The organism is Paracoccus sp. P2, assembly GCF_046335115.1.
Classification (GTDB): domain Bacteria; phylum Pseudomonadota; class Alphaproteobacteria; order Rhodobacterales; family Rhodobacteraceae; genus Paracoccus; species Paracoccus pantotrophus.
Window position 1 is genome coordinate 1 of the sequence record NZ_JBGOSN010000010.1, and the last position, 21,774, is coordinate 21,774.

Consider the following 21,774-nt stretch of genomic DNA (forward strand, 5'->3'; position numbering starts at 1 on the left):
TCCTGGTCTTGTATGCGGGGGGTGTGGGTCTGCTCATGCCCTCCAGCTACCATACTGGATTCACAAGATGAATCCCTCACAGGATTTGTGCAACAGAGCCGGCCGTAATCCTTGTTGAACCATGACCCCTGAATTCCGCAGAGGGTTTTCCCATCGAGGCTTTCCCAGCCGTCAATCCCGCTGTCCTTTTTCGCAAGGACAGCGATGCCGGACGAGTAATAGCTGGGCTGCAGGATGCCGACGACCTTTCTGCGCTCGGGTGTATCTGCCATGGTTGCAAGAAGGACGTCGATCCGGCCCTGCTCCAGGAACTCCATCCGGTTGGACGTCGTGACCACGACGGTTCTTGCGGTAATCTCTTTTCCCGCCTGCTCGCTCAGCTTGCGGGCAAGATCGTTGGCTAGGTCGATTTCAAGGCCGACGACGTTGCCGTTCGTGTCGCGCATCCCCCATGGGGCAAAGTCGGCCTTGACGCCGATCGCGACTTCGCCCTTGTCGATGATGTTCTGGAGGGTATCCGCATGGGCGGCTGAGGACATCGCCATGACGAGGCCCAGGCCGATGGTGGTCGCTTTATCAGATTTCAATTCGTCGTCTCCCTGTTGTTGCGTCCCTTTGCCGGGATCTGGCGGCGTATGCGTCCCTTACGGGTCACGCGTCATGTGCAGGTCCAAGACTGGTGTCTGGCTGGGGCTGGATTGCCGCCTGCATCGTCCGGACCATGGCACCGACGCGATTTCGTATCGGTTTAGATGTTTTTGTATACGATAAAGTAAACATGGAATGAGATTCGTGTCAATCGCCAATGCCGCGTGCGAGAGCATCATTTCCGCGCGTCCCATGTTCTTGCACTGCCATGAACAGTCCGAGATGAAACGGCGTTTGCGCGGGGAGCGGAACCGCGAACGCGATGCCCTGCGCGGCCGCATCGGCGCCGGCCGGTTTCGCGCCATGGTCAAGGATCTGGCCGGGCTGGTGCGCCTGGCTTTCGAGACGGGCGAGACGGCATCGATCTTCGGTCTTGAGGGGCCGCTACGAGCCGCGCTCCGCGCCGATTCCTGCCGCCAAGGCTGGGGCTGGACCTCGGCCGACCTGATGGTGCGCGACCTGATGGCTGAGGCTTTTCAACTCGTCGGGGCCGAGCGCCCGGATTGGCATGAGGGGCAACCGGAATGGACGATCAACGCAGGAACCCTGACCGAGCGGACGCGCTGCGTTCGCTGCTACAAGCCCTTGCCGGAAGGGCACTACAAGTTTTGCAGCCGGTTCTGCAACACGAGCCATGCGCACCTGGGCAGACTGCCAGGGCGAAACGATCAGTCTGCGCCAGAACAAGACCAAGGCGCGCGTGACGATCCATGTCTCGCAAGCCCTGCGGCGGATGCTGGACGGCATGAGCCGGGCAGGGCCTTATATCCTGACCCGCCCCGATGGCCGTCCCTGGTTCACCGAGGGCAACGACAAGGAACCGGGCAAGCAATGGTCGGCGCACATGGTCGCCTGCGGTTTGCGTCCGGAAGGCTATGCCGAGCTGCCGAAGGCGCAGAAAGCCGAGTATCTGCGCTTCAATGATGTGCGCGGCACGGCTGTCACGTTGCTGCCCGAGGCCGGGAACGCCATCCCGCAGATTTGCGCCGTCACCGGCCGCACGCTGCAATCGGCCACCCGGATCTTGGAGAAGTATCTGGCCATGACCCCGGCGCTATCCAAGGCGGCGATCCTGGCATTTGAGAACAGCCCGGCAACAGCTTTTGCAAACCGGCTGCAAGCCACCACATCCCCAGTAAGGAGGCGCTTTAATTGTCTAGCATCTTCAATGGGAGAAATGGCGGACCCGGAGCGATTCGAACGCCCGACCCCCAGATTCGTAGTCTGGTGCTCTATCCAGCTGAGCTACGGGTCCGCTGTGAGCCGGTGATTTAGAGTGAGCGCCGGGGGGGTGCAAGGCCAAAACGACCTTCATCGCAAACTTTTTCTGAAAATCCGCGCGAACAGCCTAACCCGCCGTGGTCTCGGCCTGCGAGGCCAGCCCGGCCAGCTCGCGCGGCAGGTGCAGGATGAACTGCGTGCCCTCTTCGTCGCTGCGCAAAAGCTCCAGCCGGCCGCCATGGTTGCGCACCAGGTCGGCGGCGATGGCCAGGCCAAGCCCGGTGCCGCCCTTGCGCGATCCGCCCGAGAAGGGCTGGAACAGGAAGTCCCGCGCCTTTTTCGGCAGGCCGGGGCCGGTGTCGCCGATGCGGATCCACCATTCCTGCTCGTCCTCGCCGGCGCCGATCTCGATGGTGCCGGGCCGGCGCGTGGCCTCGATGGCCTGGCGGGCATTGCGCACCAGGTTCGACAGCACCCGGAACAGCTGGTCGCGGTCGGCGCGGATCGTCAGGCTGGCGGGCACGTCGGTCAGGAACTCGATCGGCTCGGCGCCCTCGGGATGGTCCGAGGCCAGCGCCTCGCCCTCGGTCACCTCGCTCACCAGCGCCGAAAGGTTGAAGCGCGACAGCGCCGGTGCCGGCTCCTCGGCCTTGCCGAAGGCCAGCGTCGTCTCGCACAGATTCACTGCCCGGCTGATCGAGTTCACCAGCTTGGGCGCGGCGCGGCGCACCGCCGGGTCGGCGCTGGTCTCCAGCCGGTCGGCGAAGATCTGCGCCGTGGTCAGGATGTTGCGCAGGTCGTGGCTGATGCGGGCCACCGCCTGGCCCAGTTGCGCCAGCCGGTCCTTTTGCTTGAGCGCCGAGGTCACGGTGCGCTGCATGGCGGCAAGCGCCGTCTCGGCCTCGTTCAGTTCGGTTAGCCGGGCGTTGGGGGTGATGATCGAGCGCGCGTCCTCGGGGGCGCTGGCATAGGCGGTCATGTGGCTGATGACGCGCCGGATCGGCACCAGCAGCAGCCGCTGCGCCGCCAGGTTCAGAAGCAGTGCGGTCAGGACCGAGAAGGCGGCCGAGATCAGCAAGAGCCGCAGGCCGTAATCGATCATCTCGGTGCGCAGCCGCTGGGTGTCGGTGGTGATCTCGATCAGCTGCCCGGCCTGGTTCACAGGCGCGCCGATGACCCGGATCACCCGGTTCTGCGGGTCGGCCAACTGCGCCAGCCCGTCGCGGATCGAGGTCCAGAACGGCTGGTCGCGCAGGTCGTAGGTGGCCGCGATCGGTCCCGGAATCGGCGAGGACAGCACCAACTGGCGCACGTCGTTGCGCCGCAGCACGACGTTGAAGACGCCGGCATTCTCCAGCAGTTCCGATTCCAGGTCCGCGGCCAGCGATTCGTCGGTCGCCAGCAGCGCCAGGCTGGCGATCTGCGCCCGCTCCAGCCGCGATTCCAGGAAATCCAGCCGGTAATTCGCGATCGAGGGCAGCAGGATCAGCAATTCGGCCAGAAGCACGAAAATGCCGGTGATCACCGCGAATCGGCCCGATAAGCTATTCAGGGACATGGTCGGTTCTGCTATTCCCCTCGTCGCGGCGCCGTTGCATCACATAATGGTTGGTATTGTGCAGTTCAAACCTGCGTGACACGGTCCCGGTTCCCCTCGAACCTGCCGCAGCCGCGAAATCCTTTCAACGTGGTTGACTTGGCCCGCGGGGGCGACTATCCAGCGGGCCTCGAATGACCGGCGCGTCCTGCGTGGGCCGATGGCCCATACCCTGACCCGCCCCGACCCGGAGTTGAAAGATGTCGAAACGCACCTACCAGCCGTCGAACCTGGTTCGCGCCCGCCGCCACGGCTTTCGCGCGCGCATGGCGACCAAGGGCGGCCGCCGCGTGATCAACGCCCGCCGCGCCAAGGGCCGCAAGACCCTCAGCGCGTAAGCCCGCGCGCCGCAGGGCGTGGGCTTGCCGTGATGGACAGCACCCCCAAAACCGCCGCCGCTGACCGGACCCGCGCAGATGCGATGCCGGACAGGGCGGCTTCTGCCGTTTCGGGCGTGCGGCTGGAAACCCTGTGCAAGCGGGCGGATTTCCTGCGTGCCGCCTCTGCCCGGCGGCAGGGCACGGCCGGCTTTCTGCTTCAGGCCCGCCGCCGCCCCGAGGACGAGGCGGGGCAGGCGATCCGGGTCGGCTTCACCTGTTCGAAAAAGCTGGGCAATGCCGTGACGCGCAACCGTGCCAAGCGCCGGCTGCGCGCGCTGGCGCGCGAGGTCATGCCGGGCGCGGCGCGGCCGGGTTGGGATTACGTGCTGGTCGGGCGTCCCGGCGCCACGGTCGAGCGCGGCTTTGCCGAATTGCGCGCCGATCTGGCGGCGGCGCTGTCTCGGGTGCATGGCGCGCGGGGCGAGGGGAAGTGACCCCGCTGGCGCAACTTCTGGCGCTGCCGGTACGGGCCTATCGGCTGGTGGCCAGCCCCTGGGTCGGGCATGGCTGCCGCTTCCAGCCGACCTGCTCGGCCTATGCGCTGGAGGCGCTGGAGCGGCATGGCGCGGCCAAGGGCGGTTGGCTGGCGGCGCGGCGGGTCTGTCGCTGCCATCCCTGGGGCGGGCATGGCTTCGACCCCGTGCCGGGCAGCGAGACGCCGCCGCAGGACTGAGGCGCAAGGCGCAGGACCAAGGCGGCGCTTTCATCAGGGCGCAAAGGCGACAAGGATCGACAGATGCGGGACGAGACCGGCGAAACCCAGGACCATGAGGCGGAGGAAATCCATCCGCTGTTTTCCGGCGCGCCCGGCTCGACCGAGTTCCGCAAGCTGCGCAAGCGCCTGGTGCGCGAAACCCGCGCCGCGATCGAGACCTATGACATGGTTCGCCCCGGCGACCGCTGGCTGGTCTGCCTGTCGGGCGGCAAGGACAGCTATACGCTGCTGGCCGTGCTGCACGAGCTGAAATGGCGCGGCCTGCTGCCGGTGGAACTGCTGGCCTGCAATCTCGACCAGGGCCAGCCGGGCTTTCCGGCGACGGTGCTGCCGCAATTCCTGACCGAGCGCGGCGTGCCGCATCGCATCGAATACCAGGACACCTATTCCATCGTGAAGGAAAAGGTGCCCGCGGGCCGGACCTATTGCAGCCTGTGTTCGCGGCTGCGGCGCGGCAATCTCTACCGCATCGCCCGCGAAGAGGGCTGCCAGGCCGTGGTGCTGGGCCATCACCGCGACGACATCCTGGAGACCTTCTTCATGAACCTGTTCCACGGCGGCAGGCTGGCCTCGATGCCGCCCAAGCTGCTGAACGAGGAAGGCGACCTGAACGTGTTGCGCCCGCTGGCTTTCGTGGCCGAGGCCGATTGCGACCGCTTCGCCCGAGCGATGAACTATCCGGTGATTCCCTGCGACCTTTGCGGCAGCCAGGAGGGCTTGCAGCGCATGCAGGTCAAGAAGCTGCTGGACGAATGGGAAACGCGCGCGCCCGGCCGGCGCCAGGTGATGTTCCGGGCGCTGATGAACGTGCGCCCCTCGCATCTGCCGGATCCCAAGCTGTTCGATTTCACCGCGCTGATGCCGGATATGTCGGATTTTAGCGAAAAAGACGTGCCGATCCTGCGCGAACATTAACGGAGCGAAAAGCGTCCTCGGCCTAGGCTGCGATCCGTGGAACAAGATTCGGATCAGGCAATGGCTTACGGAATCGCTGGGGCCGCCTCGGGGCTGGCAAGGCTGGTCAGGGGGCAGGGTGCGGCGCAGGGCAGAACCCGGCTGGCGCTGGTGCTGCGGGTCGAGAATGTCGAGATGCTGCGCGCCAGCATCGGCCCCGCGCTGCTGGAGCGGATGCTGGACAGGCTCATGCTGCGGCTGGTGGGGGAACTGCGGCTTTTGCCGCAGGGCCGCAGCCCTGGCTGTGGCGAAATCCTGGGGCTGATCGCCATCGGGCGCCAGCAGGCGGTGCCGGGCTTGCTGGCGCGATTGCAGGCCATCTGTTCGGAGGGGATCGATCTGCCGGACCTGCGCATCTGCCCGGTGGTGAACGCCGCCATCGTCAGCGACGAAACCGGCCGACAAGAGGCGGCGGCGCTTTACGTCCATGGCCGCATGGCCCTGCAGGGGCTGAGCCCGTTCTCGGCCGCGGGCCAGATCCGCTTCGTCGAGACGGGGTCGCAGGCCGAAACCAGCGGGTTGGCGGGCTCGGCGCTCGACCGGGTGGGGGTACTGTTCCAGCCACAGCTTTGCTGCGACACCGGGCAGGTGCGGGCGCTGCGGGCCTTGCCGCGGATGCGGATGGACGGCGGCGACGATTGCGACCTGGCCGAATTGGCGCCGCGGCTGGACGACGCGGTGCTGGGACAGGTCGTGGCCGAACTGCTGCGCCAGGCTTTCACCGGCCTGCGCGGCTGGGATCGCCTGGGCCGGCCGGTGCCGCTGCTGTCCTTGCCGCTGTCCGACCGCATGCTGGGCGATCCTGTCCTCGCCGACATGATCCTGTGGGAGCTGGAGCGCAACGACCTGGCCCCGCAGCGCCTGGAAATCGAGGTGAGCGAGCCGATCGGCCGCGGCGGCGGGCGCCGGCCGGTCACCGCCAGCTTGCAGCGCCTGACCGCCGCGGGCTGCTCGCTGGCCCTGGGGGAGTTCGGCACCGGCAGCGCCAGCCTTGATGATCTGCGCCGCTTCGGCATCGGGCGGGTGCGGATTGGGCGCGAATTCATCGCCGGCTGCGACCTGCGCGCCGACCAGCGGCGCATGATCCTGGCCATCCTGGCGCTGGCGGAACACCTGGGCCTGGCGACCGTGGCCGACGGGGTCGCCACGCCGGAGGAGAACGCCTTCCTGGCGCAGATCGGATTCGACGCGGTGCAGGGACCGGCGGTGGCCCTGCCGTTGGACGCCGGGGCGGTCGATGAATTCCTGCTGGACCACGACCATGCGCTGCCCGCACCGTTCGACCTGCGCCGCAAGGCGTGACGGCCGGGGCCGGTTGCGACGTCGGGGTAAAGTCTCGCGTCCGCGCCGCATGGGGTTTGGCGGCTGCGCCCGGCCGGGGCCGGTCGCGCCGTGAAACGATGCGCCCGCGGCGCTCGCGCCTTGGTGCCGGGCCGCGCCGCGCGCGGCCCCTGCCGAGGCCGCGACCCGGGCCGGCAAGACGGGGCTGGGCGCAGGAGGGCCGCCCCGCCTGTCCGGCAGGCCCCGGACGATTGGGGGCCCGGCCGAGCGAAGGCCCGGACGGGTGGGGCCAGGATGAGCCGAGGAACCGCGTCGGACGCACCGGGTCGGAGGGCGGGACATCCGATCGGCGCGGAAACTGAGCCGGTTTTCCGGCAAATTCCCTTGACCTTTGCCGGTCGCTTCTGTTGAAGCGGCCCGAACCCTCAGACTGGGTGACGACGAAGGGCTGGTCCGGCATGCAAGACAACAACCGCAACCTCATCCTGGCGATGGTGCTTTCCGCCCTCGTCATGCTCGTCTGGTCGATCTTCTTCGCCCCCGAGCCGGTGCCGCCCGCGCAGGATACGGTGCCGGCCAGCAGCCAGGGCGTCCCTCAGCCCGAAACCGGCGCCCCGGCGACGCCCGGCGCGGTGCCGCAGGGCGCGGCGCCGGAGCTGGAGCCCGCGGCGGCAAGCAACGATCCTTCCGCCAATGCCGGGCGGGTCAGGATCGAATCTCCCTCGCTCGCCGGCACGATCTCGCTGGCCGGCGGCCGCATCGACGACCTGGAGCTGACCGGCTATCACGAGACGCTGGATTCCCGCTCGCCCTATGTCCGCCTGCTGTCGCCGACCGCCCAGACCACCGTGCAGGCCGAAGGCAGCCCGGTCGCGCCGGGCGGCAATGCCGAGGTCGCGGTGCAGAAACCCTATTACGCGGTCTATGGCTGGATGCCGGCCGCCGGCACCGATCCGGCCCTGGTTCCCGGCCCGGCCACCATGTGGGAGGTCGAATCCGGCTCGACCCTCGCGCCCGGCCTGCCGGTCACGCTGCGCTGGGACAACGGCGCCGGCCAGATCTTCCGCCGCACCTATGAGCTGGACGACAAGTTCCTGTTCACCGTGACCCAGTCGCTTGAAAACACCGGGGCCGCGCCCTTCGCGGCGGCGCCCTATGGCATCCTGGCGCGGCACGGCAAGCCCGATACCCAGAATTTCTTCGTCCTGCACGAGGGCGCGGTCGGCATGACCGATGGCAAGCTGCTGGAAGAAAAATACAAGGACATGGCCAAGCTCGACCCGCTGCCGGGCGAGGGGCCGGCCCAGCTGATCGAGGTGCAGGAAAACGGCTGGATCGGCTTTACCGACAAGTACTGGATGACCACGCTGGCGCCCGCGCCCGGCCAGTCCTTTACCGCGGTGGTGAAATACGCCCCCGGCGCCGACATCTACCAGACCGAGGCGCGGATGCCGGTGCAGACCGTCGCCCCCGGCGCGACCGGCACCAGCTCGAGCTATCTCTTCGCCGGCGCCAAGGTCTGGGAGGTCATCAACGGCTACCAGGAAGCCCCCGGCATCGACCGTTTCGTCGATTCCATCGACTGGGGCTGGTTCTATTTCCTGACCAAGCCGATCTTCCGCCTGCTGCACTGGCTGCACGGTATGATCGGCAACATGGGCTGGGCGATCATCGCGCTGACCTTCGTGCTGAAGCTGCTGGTCTTCCCGCTGGCGCGCAAATCCTACATCTCGATGGCCAAGATGAAGGAGCTGCAGCCCGAGATGGAGGCGATCAAGCAGCGCACCGGCGACGACCGGATGAAGTTCCAGAAAGAGGTGATGGAGCTTTACAAGCGCGAGAAGGTGAACCCCGCCGCGGGCTGCCTGCCGGTGCTGCTGCAGATCCCGATCTTCTTCGCGCTCTACAAGGTGATCTTCGTCACCATCGAGCTGCGCCATGCGCCCTGGATCGGCTGGATCCGCGACCTTGCCGCGCCCGACCCGTCCAGCCTGTGGAACCTGTTCGGCCTCTTGCCCTGGGCGGCGCCGGGCCAGGGCAGCTTCCTGCACAGCTTCACCCTGCCGGTGCTGGCGATCCTGCTGGGCATCTCGATGTGGATGCAGCAGAAACTGAACCCGGCCCCGACCGATCCGGCGCAGAAGATGATCTTCGCCTGGATGCCTTGGGTGTTCATGCTGATGCTGGGCGGCTTCGCCTCGGGTCTGGTGCTGTACTGGATCACCAACAACACCATCACCATCATCCAGCAATACACGATCATGTCGATGCACGGCCACCGGCCCGACTTCTTCGGCAATATCCGCTCCAGCCTGCCGTCACGCGCCAAGACCGAGGCCAAGGCGGGCGAAAAGGGCGGGGACAAGGGCGGCAAATGACCGCCCGCATTGCCCGGATCCGCCGGCACCCGATCAAGGCGATCGGCGGCGAGGATCTGCGCCGCACCCGGCTGGATGCGGCGCGGCGCCTGCCGGGCGACCGGCTCTGGGCGCTGCTCACCGCAGCGGGCGAGCGCCACGCCGGCGAGGTGCCGGGGCGCTGGCTGCCGAAATCCTGCTTTCTGCGCGGCGCGGCCTCGGCCGGGCTGCAGGCGGTGCGCGGCGGCTGGGGCGAGGGCGCGGAAGGGGGCCGCATCCGCCTGACCCATCCCGACCTGCCCGAGCTGGAGTTCGACCCCGAGACCGAGGGGTCGCGCCTCGTCGAATGGGTGCGCCCGCTCTGGCCTGCGGACAAGCCGGCGCCGACGCGGCTGGTGCGCGGCCCGACAGGCTGGACCGATGCGAACCAGCCCTGGATCTCGATCCTGTCGCTGTCCAGCCTGGCCGATCTGGAAGGGCGGCTGGGCCAGCCGCTCGGTATCGAACGCTGGCGCGGAAACCTGTGGCTTGAGGGCTGGCAGCCCTATGCCGAGCGCGAACTGATCGGCCATGTCCTGACCCTGGGCGAGGTCGAGTTGCGCGTGACCGAGACCATCGGCCGCTGCCCCGCGACCAGCGCCGATCCGGCCACCGGCCGCATCGACATCGACATGCCCGAGACGCTGGAGGCGCAGTTCGGCCATCGCGATTTCGGCATCTATGCCGAAGTGGTGAGTGGCGGCGAGATCGCGCTGGGTGACGAGGTGCGGGCATGAAGGTCGCCTTTCCCGTCGCCCCCGAGCCGGATGCCGAGACCGCCGAGGCGGCGCGCAAGCTGTTCGCCGGCCCGGTCGATTTCCTCAAGGGCGTGGTCGCCATGGATGGGCTGCCGCCCGCCGACCGGCCCGAGGTCTGTTTTGCCGGCCGCTCGAATGTCGGCAAGTCCAGCCTGATCAACGCGCTGACCGGCCGGAACGGGCTGGCGCGGGCGTCGAACACGCCCGGCCGCACGCAGGAGATCAACTATTTCACCCTGGGCGAGCAGGCCTATCTGGTCGACCTGCCGGGCTATGGCTTTGCCAAGGCGCCGGTGGCGGTGGTGGCGAAATGGCAGGCGCTGCTGAAGAACTACCTGGCTGGCCGGGCGACCTTGCGCCGCGCCTTCACGCTAATCGATTCGCGCCATGGCGTGAAGGATGTCGATCACGAGATCATGAAGCTGCTCGACCGCTCCGCCGTGCCCTTCCAGGTGGTGCTGACCAAGGCCGACAAGATCGGCAGAGAGGCGATGGAGGCCACCGTCGCGCAGGTGCAGGAGGCGCTGCAAAAGCATCCTGCCGCCTATCCCGAGCTTGTGATCACAAGCTCGGACAAGGGGCAGGGCATTGCCACGCTGCGCGCCATCATAGCCGCTCTGGACTGATCGGCGCCCGCGTCCTAGGGTCGGGTGCGACGAACAGGGGCCCCTGATGAGAAAGCAGAACATGAACCGTGACTGGATCGCCACCGCCCGCACTTTGTCCGAAGCGCTGCCCTATATGCAGCGATATTCGGGCGCGGTGGTGGTGGTGAAGTTCGGCGGCAATGCCATGGGCGACGACGAGGCGATGGCCGAATTCGCCCGCGACATCGTGCTGATGCGGCAGGTGGGCATCCATCCGGTCGTCTGCCATGGCGGCGGGCCGATGATCAACGACCTGCTGGGCAAGCTGGGCATTGAAAGCCGCTTCGTGCGCGGCAAGCGCGTCACCACCCGCGAGACCGTCGAGGTGGTCGAGATGGTGCTGTCCGGGCTGGTCAACAAGCGGATCGTGCAGGCGATCAACGATGCCGGCGGCCGCGCTGTCGGCATTTCCGGCAAGGACGACGACCTGATGGTCTGCGCGCCGGACGACCCGGAACTGGGCTTCGTCGGCCGCCCGGTCGAAATGAACGTGCAGATCATCCGCGACCTCTACAATGCCGGGCTGATCCCGGTCATCGCCCCGGTGGCCACGGGGATGGAGGATAACGAGACCTTCAACGTCAACGGCGACACCGCCGCGGGGGCGATCGCCGGTGCGCTCAAGGCTGACCGGCTGCTGCTTCTGACCGATGTCTCGGGGGTCAAGGACGCTTCGGGCGAGGTGGTGACGGCGATGCATCCCGACCAGGTGCGGGCGATGATCGCCGACGGCACCATCGCCGGCGGCATGATCCCCAAGACCGAGACGGCGCTGAAGGCGCTGGAGGAAGGCGTGCGCGCCGTGGTGATCCTGGACGGGCGGGTGCCCAATGCCTGCCTGCTGGAACTGTTCACCGAACATGGCGCCGGCTCGCTGATCCGCTCGACCGAGCCGCGGGTCAAGCCGCGCGGCTTGCGCCAGGGGGACAGCGGCCTGTGACCGGCGCGGCATCGCGCCCGAAAGAGAGGGCTTGCCCGCCCGGCGGAAGCTATGGCAGGCTCGGCGACGTCGCGTAATTTTAACCGTCTGGCCGAAAAGGCAATTCGATGACTCCACTCGGGCACTGCCGTCTGATCCTGACCCGCCATGCGAAATCGTCCTGGGACGATCCGGCGCAGCCCGACCACGACCGGCCGCTGAATGCGCGCGGCCGCCGCTCGGCGCGCGAGCTGGGCGACTGGCTGGCCAGTCGCGGCTACGAGCCCGAGGAAGTGCTGTGCTCGACCGCCGAGCGCACGCGCGAGACCTGGGCCGGCATCGCCATGGCGCCCCTGGAGGTGCGGCCGCATATCCGTTACGAGCCGGGCCTTTACCACGCCGCGCCCCAGAAGATGCTGGAGATCCTGCGCAGCGCCTCGGCGCCGACGGTGATGATGATCGGCCACAATCCCGGCATTGCCGAATTCGCCGCCATGCTGCCGGCGCGGGCACCGCTGGACCCGGATTTCCGCCGCTATCCGACGGCGGCGACGCTGGTCGTCGATTTCCAGATCGACGACTGGTCGGAACTGGCCCCCGCGCAGGGCAGCGTGCTGGATTTCGTCCGCATGGACGGGCGCGACTAGCTCGGGCCTCGCATCTGCGTCACCACGCGGGCGGCGAACAGCCGTTCGACATCCTCGCCCCGGCAGAGCTCGGTCGCCGGCGTCTGCACCGCGGCCGAGGCGGCGGCGGCCGCCAGCCCCAGCGCATCGCGGACCGGCCAGCCGCGGGCATGGCCCAGCGTGAAGCCGGCCAGGAAGCTGTCGCCGGCGCCGACCTTGCTGACCACCTGCACCCGCGCGGCCTCGGCATGCCAGATGCCCTGGTCGGTGGCGATGATATTGCCATCGCGACCCCGCGCCACGATCACCCCATGCGCGGCCCCCGAGGCCACGAGACTGGCCGCGAAACCGGCGGTGTCGGCGCGGAAGGGCAGGGGATGGCCGGCCAGTCCCGCGGCTTCCTCGTCGTCCATGCGCAGGATCTCGACCCGGCGGTCGGTGGCGGCGGCCACCTCGGCCAGCGCCTCGCCCGACGTGTCCACGACCAGCCGTGCGCCGGTGCCGCGCAGCCGCTCGGCCAGCATGGCCGCGAAGCGCGCCGGCACGCCCGGCGGGTTCGAGCCGGACAGCACAACCAGCGCACCGGGCTCGGCGGCGCCGGTGGCGGCTTGCAGCGCGGTCTCGACATCGTCGGCGGACCATTCCGGGCCGGGCATGACGAAACGGTATTGCTGGCGGATGGTGCGGTCGTCCACGGTCAGGGACTGACGCGTCTCGCCCGGCGCGGGCAGGGTCATCAGCGGGACGCCGGTTTCCGCCAGCAGCTCGGCGATGCGCTGCCCGGTGGCGCCGCCAAGCGCGACCAGCGCCGTACTGTCGCCGCCCATGGCGCGGATCGCGCGGCTGACATTGATGCCGCCGCCGCCCGGATCGAAGCGCGGCGCCTCGCAGCGCAGCTTGATGTCGGGCACCACCTGGCGCGTGCCGGTGGTCACGTCCAGCGCCGGGTTCAGGGTGATGGTCAGGATCGGCGCCTGCTCCATCATTCCCACCAGCGGTCGATGGCGGCGATGTCGTCGTCCGACCAGCCGAAATGATGGGCGAATTCATGCACCACGACATGCGCGACCAGCTGGCCCAGCGTTACGTCCCCGCGCGAGGCCCATTCGTCCAGGATGGCGCGGCGAAACAGCCAGACCGTGTCGGGAAAATGCTGCGGCGCGCTGGCGGATTTCTCGGTCATCGGCACGCCGTCATAGAGCCCGGTCAGCTCCAGCGGGTCGTCGATCTCCAACTCGTCCAGGAATTCCTCGCTGGCGAAATCCTCGACGCGCAGCACCACCTGGGCGGCCGGACCGGCGAATTCCGGCGGCAGGCCGGCGATGGCCTCGCGCGCCAATTCCTCGATCATGGCCGCGTCGGGGGCCTCGGCATTCTTCCAGTCAAGCATCGGCTCACCTCGTCTTTGGTCCCCGATATGGACAAAAACCGCCGTTTGTGAAAGAGCGAAGCCGACAGGAGATCCCCATGACCACCACCCGTTTCGCCCCTTCGCCCACCGGCCACATCCATGTCGGCAACCTGCGCACGGCGCTGATGAACTATCTGATCGCGCGCAAGGCGGGCGGCACCTTCATCCTGCGCCTGGACGATACCGACCGCGAACGGTCGAAGCAGGAATATGCCGACGGCATCCAGCGCGACCTGGAATGGCTGGGCCTGCAATGGGACCGGATCGAGCGGCAGTCGGATCGCCTCGACCGCTATGCCGAGGCGGCGCAGGGACTGCGCGCAGCCGGGCGGCTCTACGAGGTGTTCGAGACCCCGACCGAGCTGGACCTGAAGCGCAAGAAGCAGCTCAACATGGGCAAGCCGCCGGTCTATGACCGCGCCGGGCTGAGGCTTTCGGCCGAGGACAAGGACCGGCTGCGCGCCGAGGGCCGCGCCGGCTATTGGCGCTTCCTGCTGGACCAGGAGCGGATCGAGTGGCGGGACGGCATCCTGGGCGAGATTTCCATCGACGCGGCCTCGGTCTCGGACCCGGTGCTGATCCGCGCCGACGGGCAGGTGCTTTACACCTTCGCGAGTTCGGTCGACGACGCCGAGATGGGCGTGACCCATATCGTGCGCGGCGCCGACCATGTGACCAATACCGCGACGCAGATCCAGATCATCCGCGCGCTGGGAGCCGAACCGCCGACCTTTGCCCATCACAGCCTGCTGACCGGCGCGCAGGGCGAGGAACTGTCCAAGCGCCTGGGCACGCTGTCGATCCGCGACCTGCGCGAAAACGGCGTGGCGCCGGAGGCGCTCTTGTCGCTGATGGCGCGGCTGGGCTCGTCGCAGCCGGTCGAGTTGCGGATGTCGCTGGACGAACTGGCCGAGGGGTTCGACCTGTCGCAATTCGGCGCCTCGCCCACCAAGTTCGATGCCGAAGACCTGTGGCCGCTGACGCGCGAGGCCAACCAGTCGCGCCCCTTCGCCGAGGTCAGGGACCGGATCGCCGCGCTGGGCGTGCCGGACGAGCTGGCCGAGCGGTTCTGGCGCGTCGCCTCGCAGAACATCACCCGGCTGGACGACCTGGCGGGCTGGTGGCAGATCTTCTCGACGGGGGCCGAGCCGCAGATCGACGCCGAGGATGCCGATTTCATCGCCGAGGCGATGAAGCTCTTGCGGCCGCCGCCCTATACCGATGCGAGCTGGGGCGAGTTCACCAATGCGGTCAAGCAGGCGACCGGCCGCAAGGGCAAGGGCCTGTTCATGCCGTTGCGCAAGGCCCTGACCGGCCAGGCGCATGGGCCGGACATGTCCGAGGTCATGCCGCTGTTGCAGGTTGTGCGCGCGCGCGGCTGAGCCTGCGGCGTCAATCACGCGCAAAGGCCGCCTTTAGGGGCGGCCTTTGTCGTTTCAGGCCGGCCGGACCCTGCCGCTGCAAGGACCGGTCCGCTGTTTATTGTTCGATATGTATGGGCAAGAGGAATCGCCAGACGCGAGTAGGGATCCGGCCGTGCCCAATAAAGACGCAACCATGTCAGGAACGGATCCCGCGACCTCTTGCCGGTTCACGACCGGGCGGGAACAAGGATGCGCACCCGCCCGGTCAGTTTTGAACACATGACCAAAGACCATTTACCAAGGTTAACAAACAACCGCTTACGCAACGATGCCTGTATGCACCGTCACGCCGCGGAAGGGAATATATCCATAAGTTAGGTGCCGTTTGCTGACCTAATAACGGCAGCCCGTTGATTTTGCGGCGGCTGCAACTTGCGGCTGCAAGGCACCCAGGCCGGCGGAAGATCGCTTATCGCCGCTTCCCTGGGGTCAACCGGTTCGGCGGCCGATGGGACGATAATGCCCATTTCAACCAAAGGATGTCCTCTGGCCTCAGTTCTCGCGGCGAGGGTGGGCGGGGGGCGGGCGTTTTCCGACACCACCCCTGGCGCGGCCCAGCCGGAAACACCGTGCGAAACCCGGCCGGGACGCGGCGATTCCTGCCTTCCTCCTTGCTATGCCGGCCGAAATCCCATAGCTAGCGCGCTGAAACAGGCGGAGGCGCGGAACGTTAGGTTCCGGCGTCGGCGAGGCTGTAATGCCTCGGACCCGCAAGACGGTTCGTGGATGAAGGAAGACAAATGCAGGTCAAGGAAACCCAGAACGAAGGGCTGAAGCGGGGCTATGAATTCACCCTGCCTGCGGCCGATCTGGCGGCGCAGGTGGATGCGAAGCTGAAAGAGGCCCAGCCCGAGGTCGAGATGAAGGGCTTCCGCAAAGGCAAGGTGCCGATGGCGCTGCTGAAGAAGCAGTTCGGCCAGCGCATCATGGGCGATGCCATGCAGGAGGCCATCGACAAGGCGCTGCGCGACCACCTGGAGAAATCCGGCGACCGCCCCGCCCTGCAGCCCAAGATCGAGATGGTCAACGGCGAGACCTGGAAAGAGGGCGACGACGTCGTCGTCACCGTCGCCTACGAGGCGCTGCCCGCCATCCCGGAAACCGACCTGTCCGGCGTCGAGCTGGAGCGGCTGGTGGTCGAGGCCAGCGAGGAGCAGGTGACCGAGGCGCTGGAGAATCTGGCCAAGAACGCCCAGAGCTTCGAGGATCGCAAGAAGGGCAGCAAGGCCAAGGACGGCGACCAGGTCGTGATCGACTTCAAGGGCATGGTCGATGGCGAGGCCTTCGAGGGCGGCTCGGCCGAGGATTACCCGCTGGTGCTGGGCTCGGGCAGCTTCATCCCCGGCTTCGAGGAGCAGCTGCTCGGCGCCAAGGCTGGCGACGAGATCAAGGTCGAAGTGAAATTCCCCGAGGATTACGGCCATCCCGGCCTGGCCGGCAAGGACGCGATTTTCGAGACCGCCGTCAAGGCGGTGAAGGCGCCGAAACCGGCCGAGATCGACGACGAACTGGCCAAGAAATTCGGTGCCGAAAGCCTGGACGCGCTGAAGGGTCAGATCCGCGAGCGGCTGGAGGCGGAATACAAGGGGGCCTCGCGCCAGGTTCTCAAGCGCGCGCTGCTGGACAAGCTGGACGCGCTGGTCAAGTTCGACCTGCCCGATTCGCTGGTCGAGGCCGAGGCGCATCAGATCGCGCACCAGCTCTGGCACGAGGAGCACCCCGAGGAACACGGCCATAACCATGGCGAGATCGAGCCGACGGAGGAGCACAAGAAACTGGCCGAGCGCCGCGTCCGGCTGGGTCTGCTCTTGGCCGAAATCGGCCAGAAGGCCGAGATCACCGTCTCGGACCAGGAGATGACCCAGGCCGTGCTCCGCCAGGCGCGCCAATATCCCGGCCAGGAGCGCGCCTTCTTCGAGTTCATCCAGCAGAACCCGCAGGCGCAGCAGCAGCTGCGTGCGCCGATCTTCGAGGACAAGGTCGTGGACCATATCGTCGAGGGTGCCAAGGTTTCGGAGAAATCCGTGTCCAAGGAAGAGCTGGAAAAGGCCATCGAGGCGCTGGATCAGCTCTGATCCGCTGCCTTGCCGCGACGAGAAAGGCCGTCCCGCTGGGGCGGCCTTTTTCATTGCCGCGCCCGGCTGGCCAGGGCGGGGTCGGAATGCGGTGGTGCAGATGGGTATTTGTGGAACGAAGAAGCCGGCTCAACGGGTCGCGCCTTGCTGGCGGCACCGGCGGGCGGCGGCCCATCCTGGGGCCCTTCGGCGTCAGAGCCGATGCACGCGCGGGTCGTGATCGGCAGGCCCGCCCGGATCGGGGCCCTCCATCGGGTCGTGCAGCAGCGGGTCGTCGCGCAGATCCGGCATTCGTGCGTCGTGGTGGACATTGGCGGTGATGTCATCGGCGCGGTCGGCCTGTGCGCCTTGTCGGCGCTGCGACGGGCCGCGCCGCTGCGGCGCCGGCTTGCGGTCGATGATGCTGCGCATGATCGTCGCGGCATCGCCGAATTCCTGCATGATGGTGCTGGCCTGGCCCGCGACCGAGCGGAAGCCGGTCACGGCGGCGGTCAGTGCCTGCATCACGTTCTCGACGCCGCTGGTCAGGCTGGCGGTATTGGCCTCGACCTCTTGCAGCAGGCTTTGCCGCGGCGGGCGGCGCTGGCCCTGCGGGACATGCCGGGCGGCGGCCTTTGCCTTGGGCCGACGGTCTGGCTCGGGGCGTGCCTGGCGTTCCATCGGGCCGGATCCGGGCCGCCGGTCGGCGTCGGGCCTGCGCGGCCGGCCGGGGTCATCTCCCGCAATGAGGTCGATCATATGCCGCGCCGCGATCACCGTGCCGGCGGTCAGGGCGGCCGCCGCCAGGCCGGTGCCGCCCCAGACCAGCCATTTCGCCCCGCGCGAGGGGCGCGGCCATGGATGGCTGCCATCGGGAGAGACATCGCCATGCGGCGGGATGCGGCGCGATTCCGCCGGGCCCGGCGGGCGGCGATGGCCCTCGGGGACCGGGCGGGGGCCGAAGCGGGTCTGGCTGGTCTCGTCGGCCGGGGTACGGGTGATGGGCGGCTGGTCGTCCTGGTGGTGCATGCCGGCAAATCCTCTGGCGAAGGGCGCTTTGCGGCTCAACCCCGCAGCCCGGCGAATGTTCCGCCGAACCCGAGACGCGGGCAAGGGGTGCTGCCATGCGGGCATGAAAAAACGCGCCGGTTGCGGCGCGTTTTCCCTGTTCCGACAAAGGTGCGATCAGTTCGCGGCTTCGTCCTCGTCGCGGCCGGCCGAGCCGATGTCGTCGAACAGCTCGGCGATCTCGAATTCGGCGGCGGCTTCCTCTTCGGCGGCCAGTTCCTGGATCGACTTGCCCGAGGCCTGCAGTTCGGCTTCTTCGGCCGAGCGGGCGACGTTCAGCTTGATCGTCACATCGACTTCCGGGTGCAGGTGCACGCGGACCTCGTGCAGGCCCAGATCCTTGATCGGGGCGGTCAGCACGACCTGGCGGCGCTCGATCGCGAAACCTTCGGCATTGGCGACATCGGCGGCGTCACGCGGGGTGACCGAGCCGTAGAGCGCGCCGGCATCCGAGGCGGAGCGGATGATGACGAAGGTCTGGCCGTCGAGCTTCGCGGCGATCTTTTCGGCTTCGGCGCGGCTCTCGTCGTTGCGGGCGGCGAGTTCGGCCTTGCGGGCTTCGAAGGCCTGGATATTGGCGTCCGAGGCGCGCAGCGCCTTGCCCTGCGGCAGAAGGTAGTTGCGCGCGAAACCGTCCTTGACCTTCACGACTTCGCCCATCTGGCCCAGCTTGGCCACGCGTTCCAGCAGGATGACTTGCATGATCGTCTCTCCTTACTTCACGGCATAGGGCAGCAGGGCGAGGAAGCGGGCGCGCTTGATGGCGCGCGCCAGTTCGCGCTGCTTCTTGGCCGAGACGGCGGTGATGCGCGAGGGCACGATCTTGCCGCGTTCCGAGATGTAACGCTGGAGCAGGCGCGTGTCCTTGTAGTCGATGGCGGGGGCGTTGTCGCCCGAGAAGGGGCAGACTTTCCGGCGGCGGAAGAAGGGCTTGTTGGCCATGATCCTGGTTCCTTTCCCTTAGTTCCGGTCGTCGCGGTCGCGCCGCTCGCGGCGTTCGCCGCGGTCGCTGCGATCACCGCGCTCGCGCTCGTCGCGCTTCTGCATCTGGACCGAGGGGCCTTCCTTGTGCGCGTCCACGCGGACGGTCAGCACACGCATGACGTCGTCATGCAGGCGGGCCAGGCGCTCCATCTCCTGCACGGCGGCCGAGGGCGCGTCCGAACGCAGGAAGGCGTAATGGCCCTTGCGGTTCTTGTTGATCTTGTAGGCGAGGGTGCGCACACCCCAGTATTCGTTGTCCACGACCTTGCCGCCATTGTCGGCGATCACGGTCGAGAAATGTTCGATCAGCCCCTCGGCCTGCGCGTTCGACAGGTCCTGGCGGGCGATCAGCACATGCTCGTAAAGCGGCATGTCTGCACCTTTCTTGGGGGCGCGCTTCAACGGCGGGACAGCCCTTCCGCGCCCCGCCACGAGAGGCTGCGCCGGTTTCGCATTTGCGGAAGGATGCGACCTTATAGCGATCATGCCGGGGAATGCAAGGAAAAAGGCCGGGAAATCCCGGAAAGTCGCCCCTGCGGCGATACTGTTTCCGCGCTGCGGCGAAACACGAAATTGTCAGGGGTTTTGTCGGAAACCCTTGTTGATGCTGGGGCATTTTCTGGCAGAACCGTGCATGACATTTTCAATCCGGAGACCAGAATGAAACCCATCCTTGCCCCCGTCGCCGCGATCACCCTGCTTGGCGCCACCGCCGCCATGGCCGAGCCCGTGGTCTATGATTTCGACCCCTCGCACAGCCAGGTCGTCTTTGAATACAATCACATGGGCTTTTCGACCAGCACCGGCATCATCAACGGCATCACCGGCAAGCTGACGCTGGATGCCGAGAACCCGGCCAATTCCAGCGTCGAGGCGACCATCCCGCTGTCGGGGCTGCGCACCGTGTCCGAGGAGCTGGACAAGCACCTGTTCGGGCCGGATTTCTTCAACACCGATGCCAGCGGCGCGGTCGCGACCTTCAAGTCGACCAATGTGGCGCCGGACGATGACGACGAGGCCAAGGTCACGGGCGATCTGACGCTGAACGGCGTGACCAAGCAGGTGGTCCTGGATGTCGACCTGAACCTGCTTGCCGCCCATCCGATGACCGGCAAGCAGGCCGTCGGCTTCGATGCCGAGACCGAGATCAAGCGTTCCGAGTTCAACCTGGGCAAGTTCGCCCCGGCGGTCGAGGACGAGGTCGAGATCAAGATCACCGTCGAGGCTGTCAAGGCCGAGTGATCCACCGGCCGGACCGCAAGCAGAAGGGGCCCCGCGAAGGGCCCCTTTTCGTTTCTCGCCTTGCCCGGCTTACATCGGTGTGGGCAGCGGCGTCGTCCCGGTGCGCACCGGCAGGATCGGATGGTCGATCACCGGCTGCTCGCCGGTCAGCGTGCCCAGGAAGGCGGTGATGTCTTCGGCCTGCTGGTCGGTCAGCTCGGTGCCGATCTGGGCCGAGGACATGATCTTGACCGCTTCCGCCAGTTCCCAGACCACGCCCGAGTGGAAATAGGGAGCGGTCAGCGCGACGTTGCGCAGCGGCGCGGCGCGGAAGACATACTCGTCGTCGGTGGTCCGCGTCACCTCGAAGCGGCCGGTGTCGCCCGCCGGCAGCACCTCGGCGCCGGGCTTGGCGATCAGGCCGAAGGGGTGATAATCCTGCCCGCCGAAGTTCACGCCATAGTGGCAGGCGGTGCAGCCGGTTTCCATGAAGGCCTGCAGCCCGCGCTTTTCCTGGTCGGTCATCGCCGCATCGTCGCCGGCAAGGAAGCGGTCGAAGGCGCTGTTCGGCGTGATCAGCGTGGCCTCGAACTGCTCGATCGCGGCGGCGAAATTGTCGAAGGTCACCGGGTCCGCTTCTTCGGGGAAGGCGGCCTTGAAGGCTTCGACATATTCCGGCATCGAGTTGATGGTCTTGACCACCTGGTCGGGGGTGTTGCTCATCTCGACCCCGGCCTGGACCGGGCCCTTGGCCTGTTCGGCCAGGTCGGCGGCGCGGCCGTCCCAGAATTGCGCGGCGTTGAAGATCGCGTTCAGCATGGTGGGGGCGTTGCGCGGCCCCTTCTGCCAGCCGTGCCCGATCGAGGTCGGAAGGCCGTCCACCCCGCCCAAGCCGACGTTGTGGCAGGTCTGGCACGAGATCAGCCCCGAACTGGACATGCGCGGGTCGAAGAACAGCACCTTGCCCAGTTCGATCTTCTCGGCGGTCAGCGGAACGCCCTCGGGATTGTCCTCGGTCTGCTTGATGGCGGTCATCTTTTCGGGAATCGCCTCGAACACCCCCTTGGCTTCCTCGCGCAGGGCGCCGTTGTCGATGGCTTCAGTCTGCGCCATGACCGGCAGAGCGGACAGGGCAAGACTCGTCGCTGTCAGAAAGGGGACGAGTTTCACGTTGGGCCTCCTTTGGCTTGGTGGGCGCGTTTGGCGATACCCTGCACCACGGCGGCCGGCCTTGCTTTGATCTGGGTCAGATGCCCGCAAGGTTCCGCCTTGTCGGCCCGCGGTTCAACGGCTAATTGCATCAAATGCTGCCGGAAGACCGCCTTGCCCAGATCGTCGCGCGTTTCGAATATCTCGAGGCGCGGCTGCATGCCGGGCCCGCGGCCGAGGAAATCGCCGCGATCAGCCGCGAATATGCCGAGCTGAAGCCGGTGGTGGCGCAGATCGCCGAATGGCGCGCCGCGCAGGCCG

At 67.4% G+C, this 21,774-nt stretch carries 23 protein-coding genes and 1 tRNA gene; 14 read left to right on the forward strand and 10 right to left on the reverse strand.

The window, feature by feature from the left end:
• Positions 1 to 587, reverse strand: a 587-nt coding sequence (locus tag ACDP63_RS08420) for a transporter substrate-binding domain-containing protein (protein ID WP_409927898.1), incomplete at its 3' end; no start/stop codon positions are given.
• Between the two features lie 205 nt (positions 588 to 792).
• Here ACDP63_RS08420 and ACDP63_RS08425 point away from each other — a divergent pair.
• Positions 793 to 1,572, forward strand: a complete 780-nt coding sequence (locus ACDP63_RS08425; RefSeq protein ID WP_155984371.1) for a hypothetical protein — start codon at positions 793 to 795, stop codon at positions 1,570 to 1,572.
• A gap of 254 nt (positions 1,573 to 1,826) precedes the next feature.
• Here the strand turns inward: ACDP63_RS08425 and ACDP63_RS08430 are convergent.
• Positions 1,827 to 1,903 (reverse strand) — tRNA-Arg (locus tag ACDP63_RS08430).
• Between the two features lie 93 nt (positions 1,904 to 1,996).
• Positions 1,997 to 3,427 (reverse strand): ATP-binding protein, encoded by a 1,431-nt coding sequence (locus ACDP63_RS08435; RefSeq protein ID WP_024845329.1) that lies wholly within the window; start codon positions 3,425 to 3,427, stop codon positions 1,997 to 1,999.
• 239 nt (positions 3,428 to 3,666) lie between these two features.
• On the opposite strand from ACDP63_RS08435, the gene rpmH reads away from it, so the two are divergent.
• From rpmH to ACDP63_RS08485, 10 genes are all read left to right on the forward strand, one after another.
• Complete coding sequence (rpmH, locus tag ACDP63_RS08440) at positions 3,667 to 3,804, forward strand: 50S ribosomal protein L34 (RefSeq protein ID WP_011747211.1); 138 nt, start codon at positions 3,667 to 3,669, stop codon at positions 3,802 to 3,804.
• Positions 3,805 to 3,836: 32 nt separating this feature from the next.
• Entirely contained in the window at positions 3,837 to 4,280 is a 444-nt protein-coding gene (rnpA, locus tag ACDP63_RS08445; RefSeq protein ID WP_036748010.1) for a ribonuclease P protein component, read from the forward strand.
• Positions 4,277 to 4,519 (forward strand): membrane protein insertion efficiency factor YidD, encoded by a 243-nt coding sequence (gene yidD / locus ACDP63_RS08450; RefSeq protein ID WP_024845327.1) that lies wholly within the window; start codon positions 4,277 to 4,279, stop codon positions 4,517 to 4,519. The genes rnpA and yidD overlap by 4 nt, the downstream gene beginning before the upstream one ends.
• A 63-nt stretch (positions 4,520 to 4,582) precedes the next feature.
• A complete protein-coding gene (gene ttcA / locus ACDP63_RS08455) occupies positions 4,583 to 5,476 on the forward strand; it encodes a tRNA 2-thiocytidine(32) synthetase TtcA (RefSeq protein ID WP_024845326.1) in 894 nt (297 codons plus the stop codon).
• Between the two features lie 60 nt (positions 5,477 to 5,536).
• The gene (locus tag ACDP63_RS08460) at positions 5,537 to 6,817 is read left to right on the forward strand and encodes an EAL domain-containing protein (protein WP_024845325.1); all 1,281 of its coding nucleotides are present in this window, start codon (positions 5,537 to 5,539) and stop codon (positions 6,815 to 6,817) included.
• 437 nt (positions 6,818 to 7,254) lie between these two features.
• Positions 7,255 to 9,174 (forward strand): membrane protein insertase YidC, encoded by a 1,920-nt coding sequence (gene yidC / locus ACDP63_RS08465; RefSeq protein ID WP_409927899.1) that lies wholly within the window; start codon positions 7,255 to 7,257, stop codon positions 9,172 to 9,174.
• Positions 9,171 to 9,929 carry an MOSC domain-containing protein gene (locus tag ACDP63_RS08470; protein WP_024845323.1) on the forward strand — a complete coding sequence of 253 codons (759 nt, stop codon included), beginning with the start codon at positions 9,171 to 9,173 and terminating at the stop codon, positions 9,927 to 9,929. The genes yidC and ACDP63_RS08470 overlap by 4 nt, the downstream gene beginning before the upstream one ends.
• Positions 9,926 to 10,576 carry a ribosome biogenesis GTP-binding protein YihA/YsxC gene (gene yihA, locus ACDP63_RS08475; RefSeq protein WP_024845322.1) on the forward strand — a complete coding sequence of 217 codons (651 nt, stop codon included), beginning with the start codon at positions 9,926 to 9,928 and terminating at the stop codon, positions 10,574 to 10,576. Before ACDP63_RS08470 ends, yihA begins: the two co-directional genes overlap by 4 nt.
• Positions 10,577 to 10,637: 61 nt before the next feature.
• Positions 10,638 to 11,537 (forward strand): acetylglutamate kinase, encoded by a 900-nt coding sequence (argB, locus tag ACDP63_RS08480; RefSeq protein WP_024845321.1) that lies wholly within the window; start codon positions 10,638 to 10,640, stop codon positions 11,535 to 11,537.
• Positions 11,538 to 11,644: 107 nt separating this feature from the next.
• Positions 11,645 to 12,163 carry a SixA phosphatase family protein gene (locus ACDP63_RS08485; RefSeq protein WP_024845320.1) on the forward strand — a complete coding sequence of 173 codons (519 nt, stop codon included), beginning with the start codon at positions 11,645 to 11,647 and terminating at the stop codon, positions 12,161 to 12,163.
• On the opposite strand, the gene ACDP63_RS08490 is transcribed toward ACDP63_RS08485, so the two are convergent.
• Entirely contained in the window at positions 12,160 to 13,125 is a 966-nt protein-coding gene (locus tag ACDP63_RS08490; RefSeq protein WP_024845319.1) for a 1-phosphofructokinase family hexose kinase, read from the reverse strand. The two genes, ACDP63_RS08485 and ACDP63_RS08490, sit on opposite strands and share 4 nt — an antisense overlap.
• Positions 13,125 to 13,532: a metallopeptidase family protein gene (locus ACDP63_RS08495; protein WP_024845318.1), complete on the reverse strand. Its 408-nt coding sequence runs from the start codon at positions 13,530 to 13,532 to the stop codon at positions 13,125 to 13,127. Before ACDP63_RS08495 ends, ACDP63_RS08490 begins: the two co-directional genes overlap by 1 nt.
• A 77-nt stretch (positions 13,533 to 13,609) precedes the next feature.
• On the opposite strand from ACDP63_RS08495, the gene gltX reads away from it, so the two are divergent.
• Together gltX and tig are read left to right on the forward strand one after the other, a co-directional pair.
• On the forward strand, positions 13,610 to 14,935 hold the full coding sequence (gltX, locus tag ACDP63_RS08500) for a glutamate--tRNA ligase (RefSeq protein WP_409927900.1): 1,326 nt from the start codon (positions 13,610 to 13,612) through the stop codon (positions 14,933 to 14,935).
• A gap of 782 nt (positions 14,936 to 15,717) precedes the next feature.
• Positions 15,718 to 17,052, forward strand: a complete 1,335-nt coding sequence (tig, locus tag ACDP63_RS08505; protein ID WP_024845316.1) for a trigger factor — start codon at positions 15,718 to 15,720, stop codon at positions 17,050 to 17,052.
• A gap of 192 nt (positions 17,053 to 17,244) precedes the next feature.
• Here tig and ACDP63_RS08510 read toward each other — a convergent pair whose 3' ends face one another.
• From ACDP63_RS08510 to rpsF, 4 genes are all read right to left on the reverse strand, one after another.
• Positions 17,245 to 18,060, reverse strand: a complete 816-nt coding sequence (locus ACDP63_RS08510; RefSeq protein ID WP_024845315.1) for a hypothetical protein — start codon at positions 18,058 to 18,060, stop codon at positions 17,245 to 17,247.
• A gap of 156 nt (positions 18,061 to 18,216) precedes the next feature.
• Positions 18,217 to 18,801 (reverse strand): 50S ribosomal protein L9, encoded by a 585-nt coding sequence (rplI, locus tag ACDP63_RS08515; protein WP_024845314.1) that lies wholly within the window; start codon positions 18,799 to 18,801, stop codon positions 18,217 to 18,219.
• A 12-nt stretch (positions 18,802 to 18,813) separates the two neighbouring features.
• A complete protein-coding gene (rpsR, locus tag ACDP63_RS08520; RefSeq protein ID WP_011747229.1) occupies positions 18,814 to 19,041 on the reverse strand; it encodes a 30S ribosomal protein S18 in 228 nt (75 codons plus the stop codon).
• 18 nt (positions 19,042 to 19,059) lie between these two features.
• Entirely contained in the window at positions 19,060 to 19,455 is a 396-nt protein-coding gene (rpsF, locus tag ACDP63_RS08525) for a 30S ribosomal protein S6 (protein ID WP_024845313.1), read from the reverse strand.
• A gap of 288 nt (positions 19,456 to 19,743) precedes the next feature.
• On the opposite strand from rpsF, the gene ACDP63_RS08530 reads away from it, so the two are divergent.
• Positions 19,744 to 20,325, forward strand: coding sequence for a YceI family protein (locus ACDP63_RS08530; RefSeq protein WP_024845312.1), 582 nt, complete (start codon positions 19,744 to 19,746; stop codon positions 20,323 to 20,325).
• A gap of 69 nt (positions 20,326 to 20,394) precedes the next feature.
• Here ACDP63_RS08530 and ACDP63_RS08535 read toward each other — a convergent pair whose 3' ends face one another.
• Positions 20,395 to 21,417, reverse strand: coding sequence for a cytochrome-c peroxidase (locus ACDP63_RS08535; protein ID WP_051419533.1), 1,023 nt, complete (start codon positions 21,415 to 21,417; stop codon positions 20,395 to 20,397).
• Positions 21,418 to 21,774 lie beyond the last annotated feature (357 nt).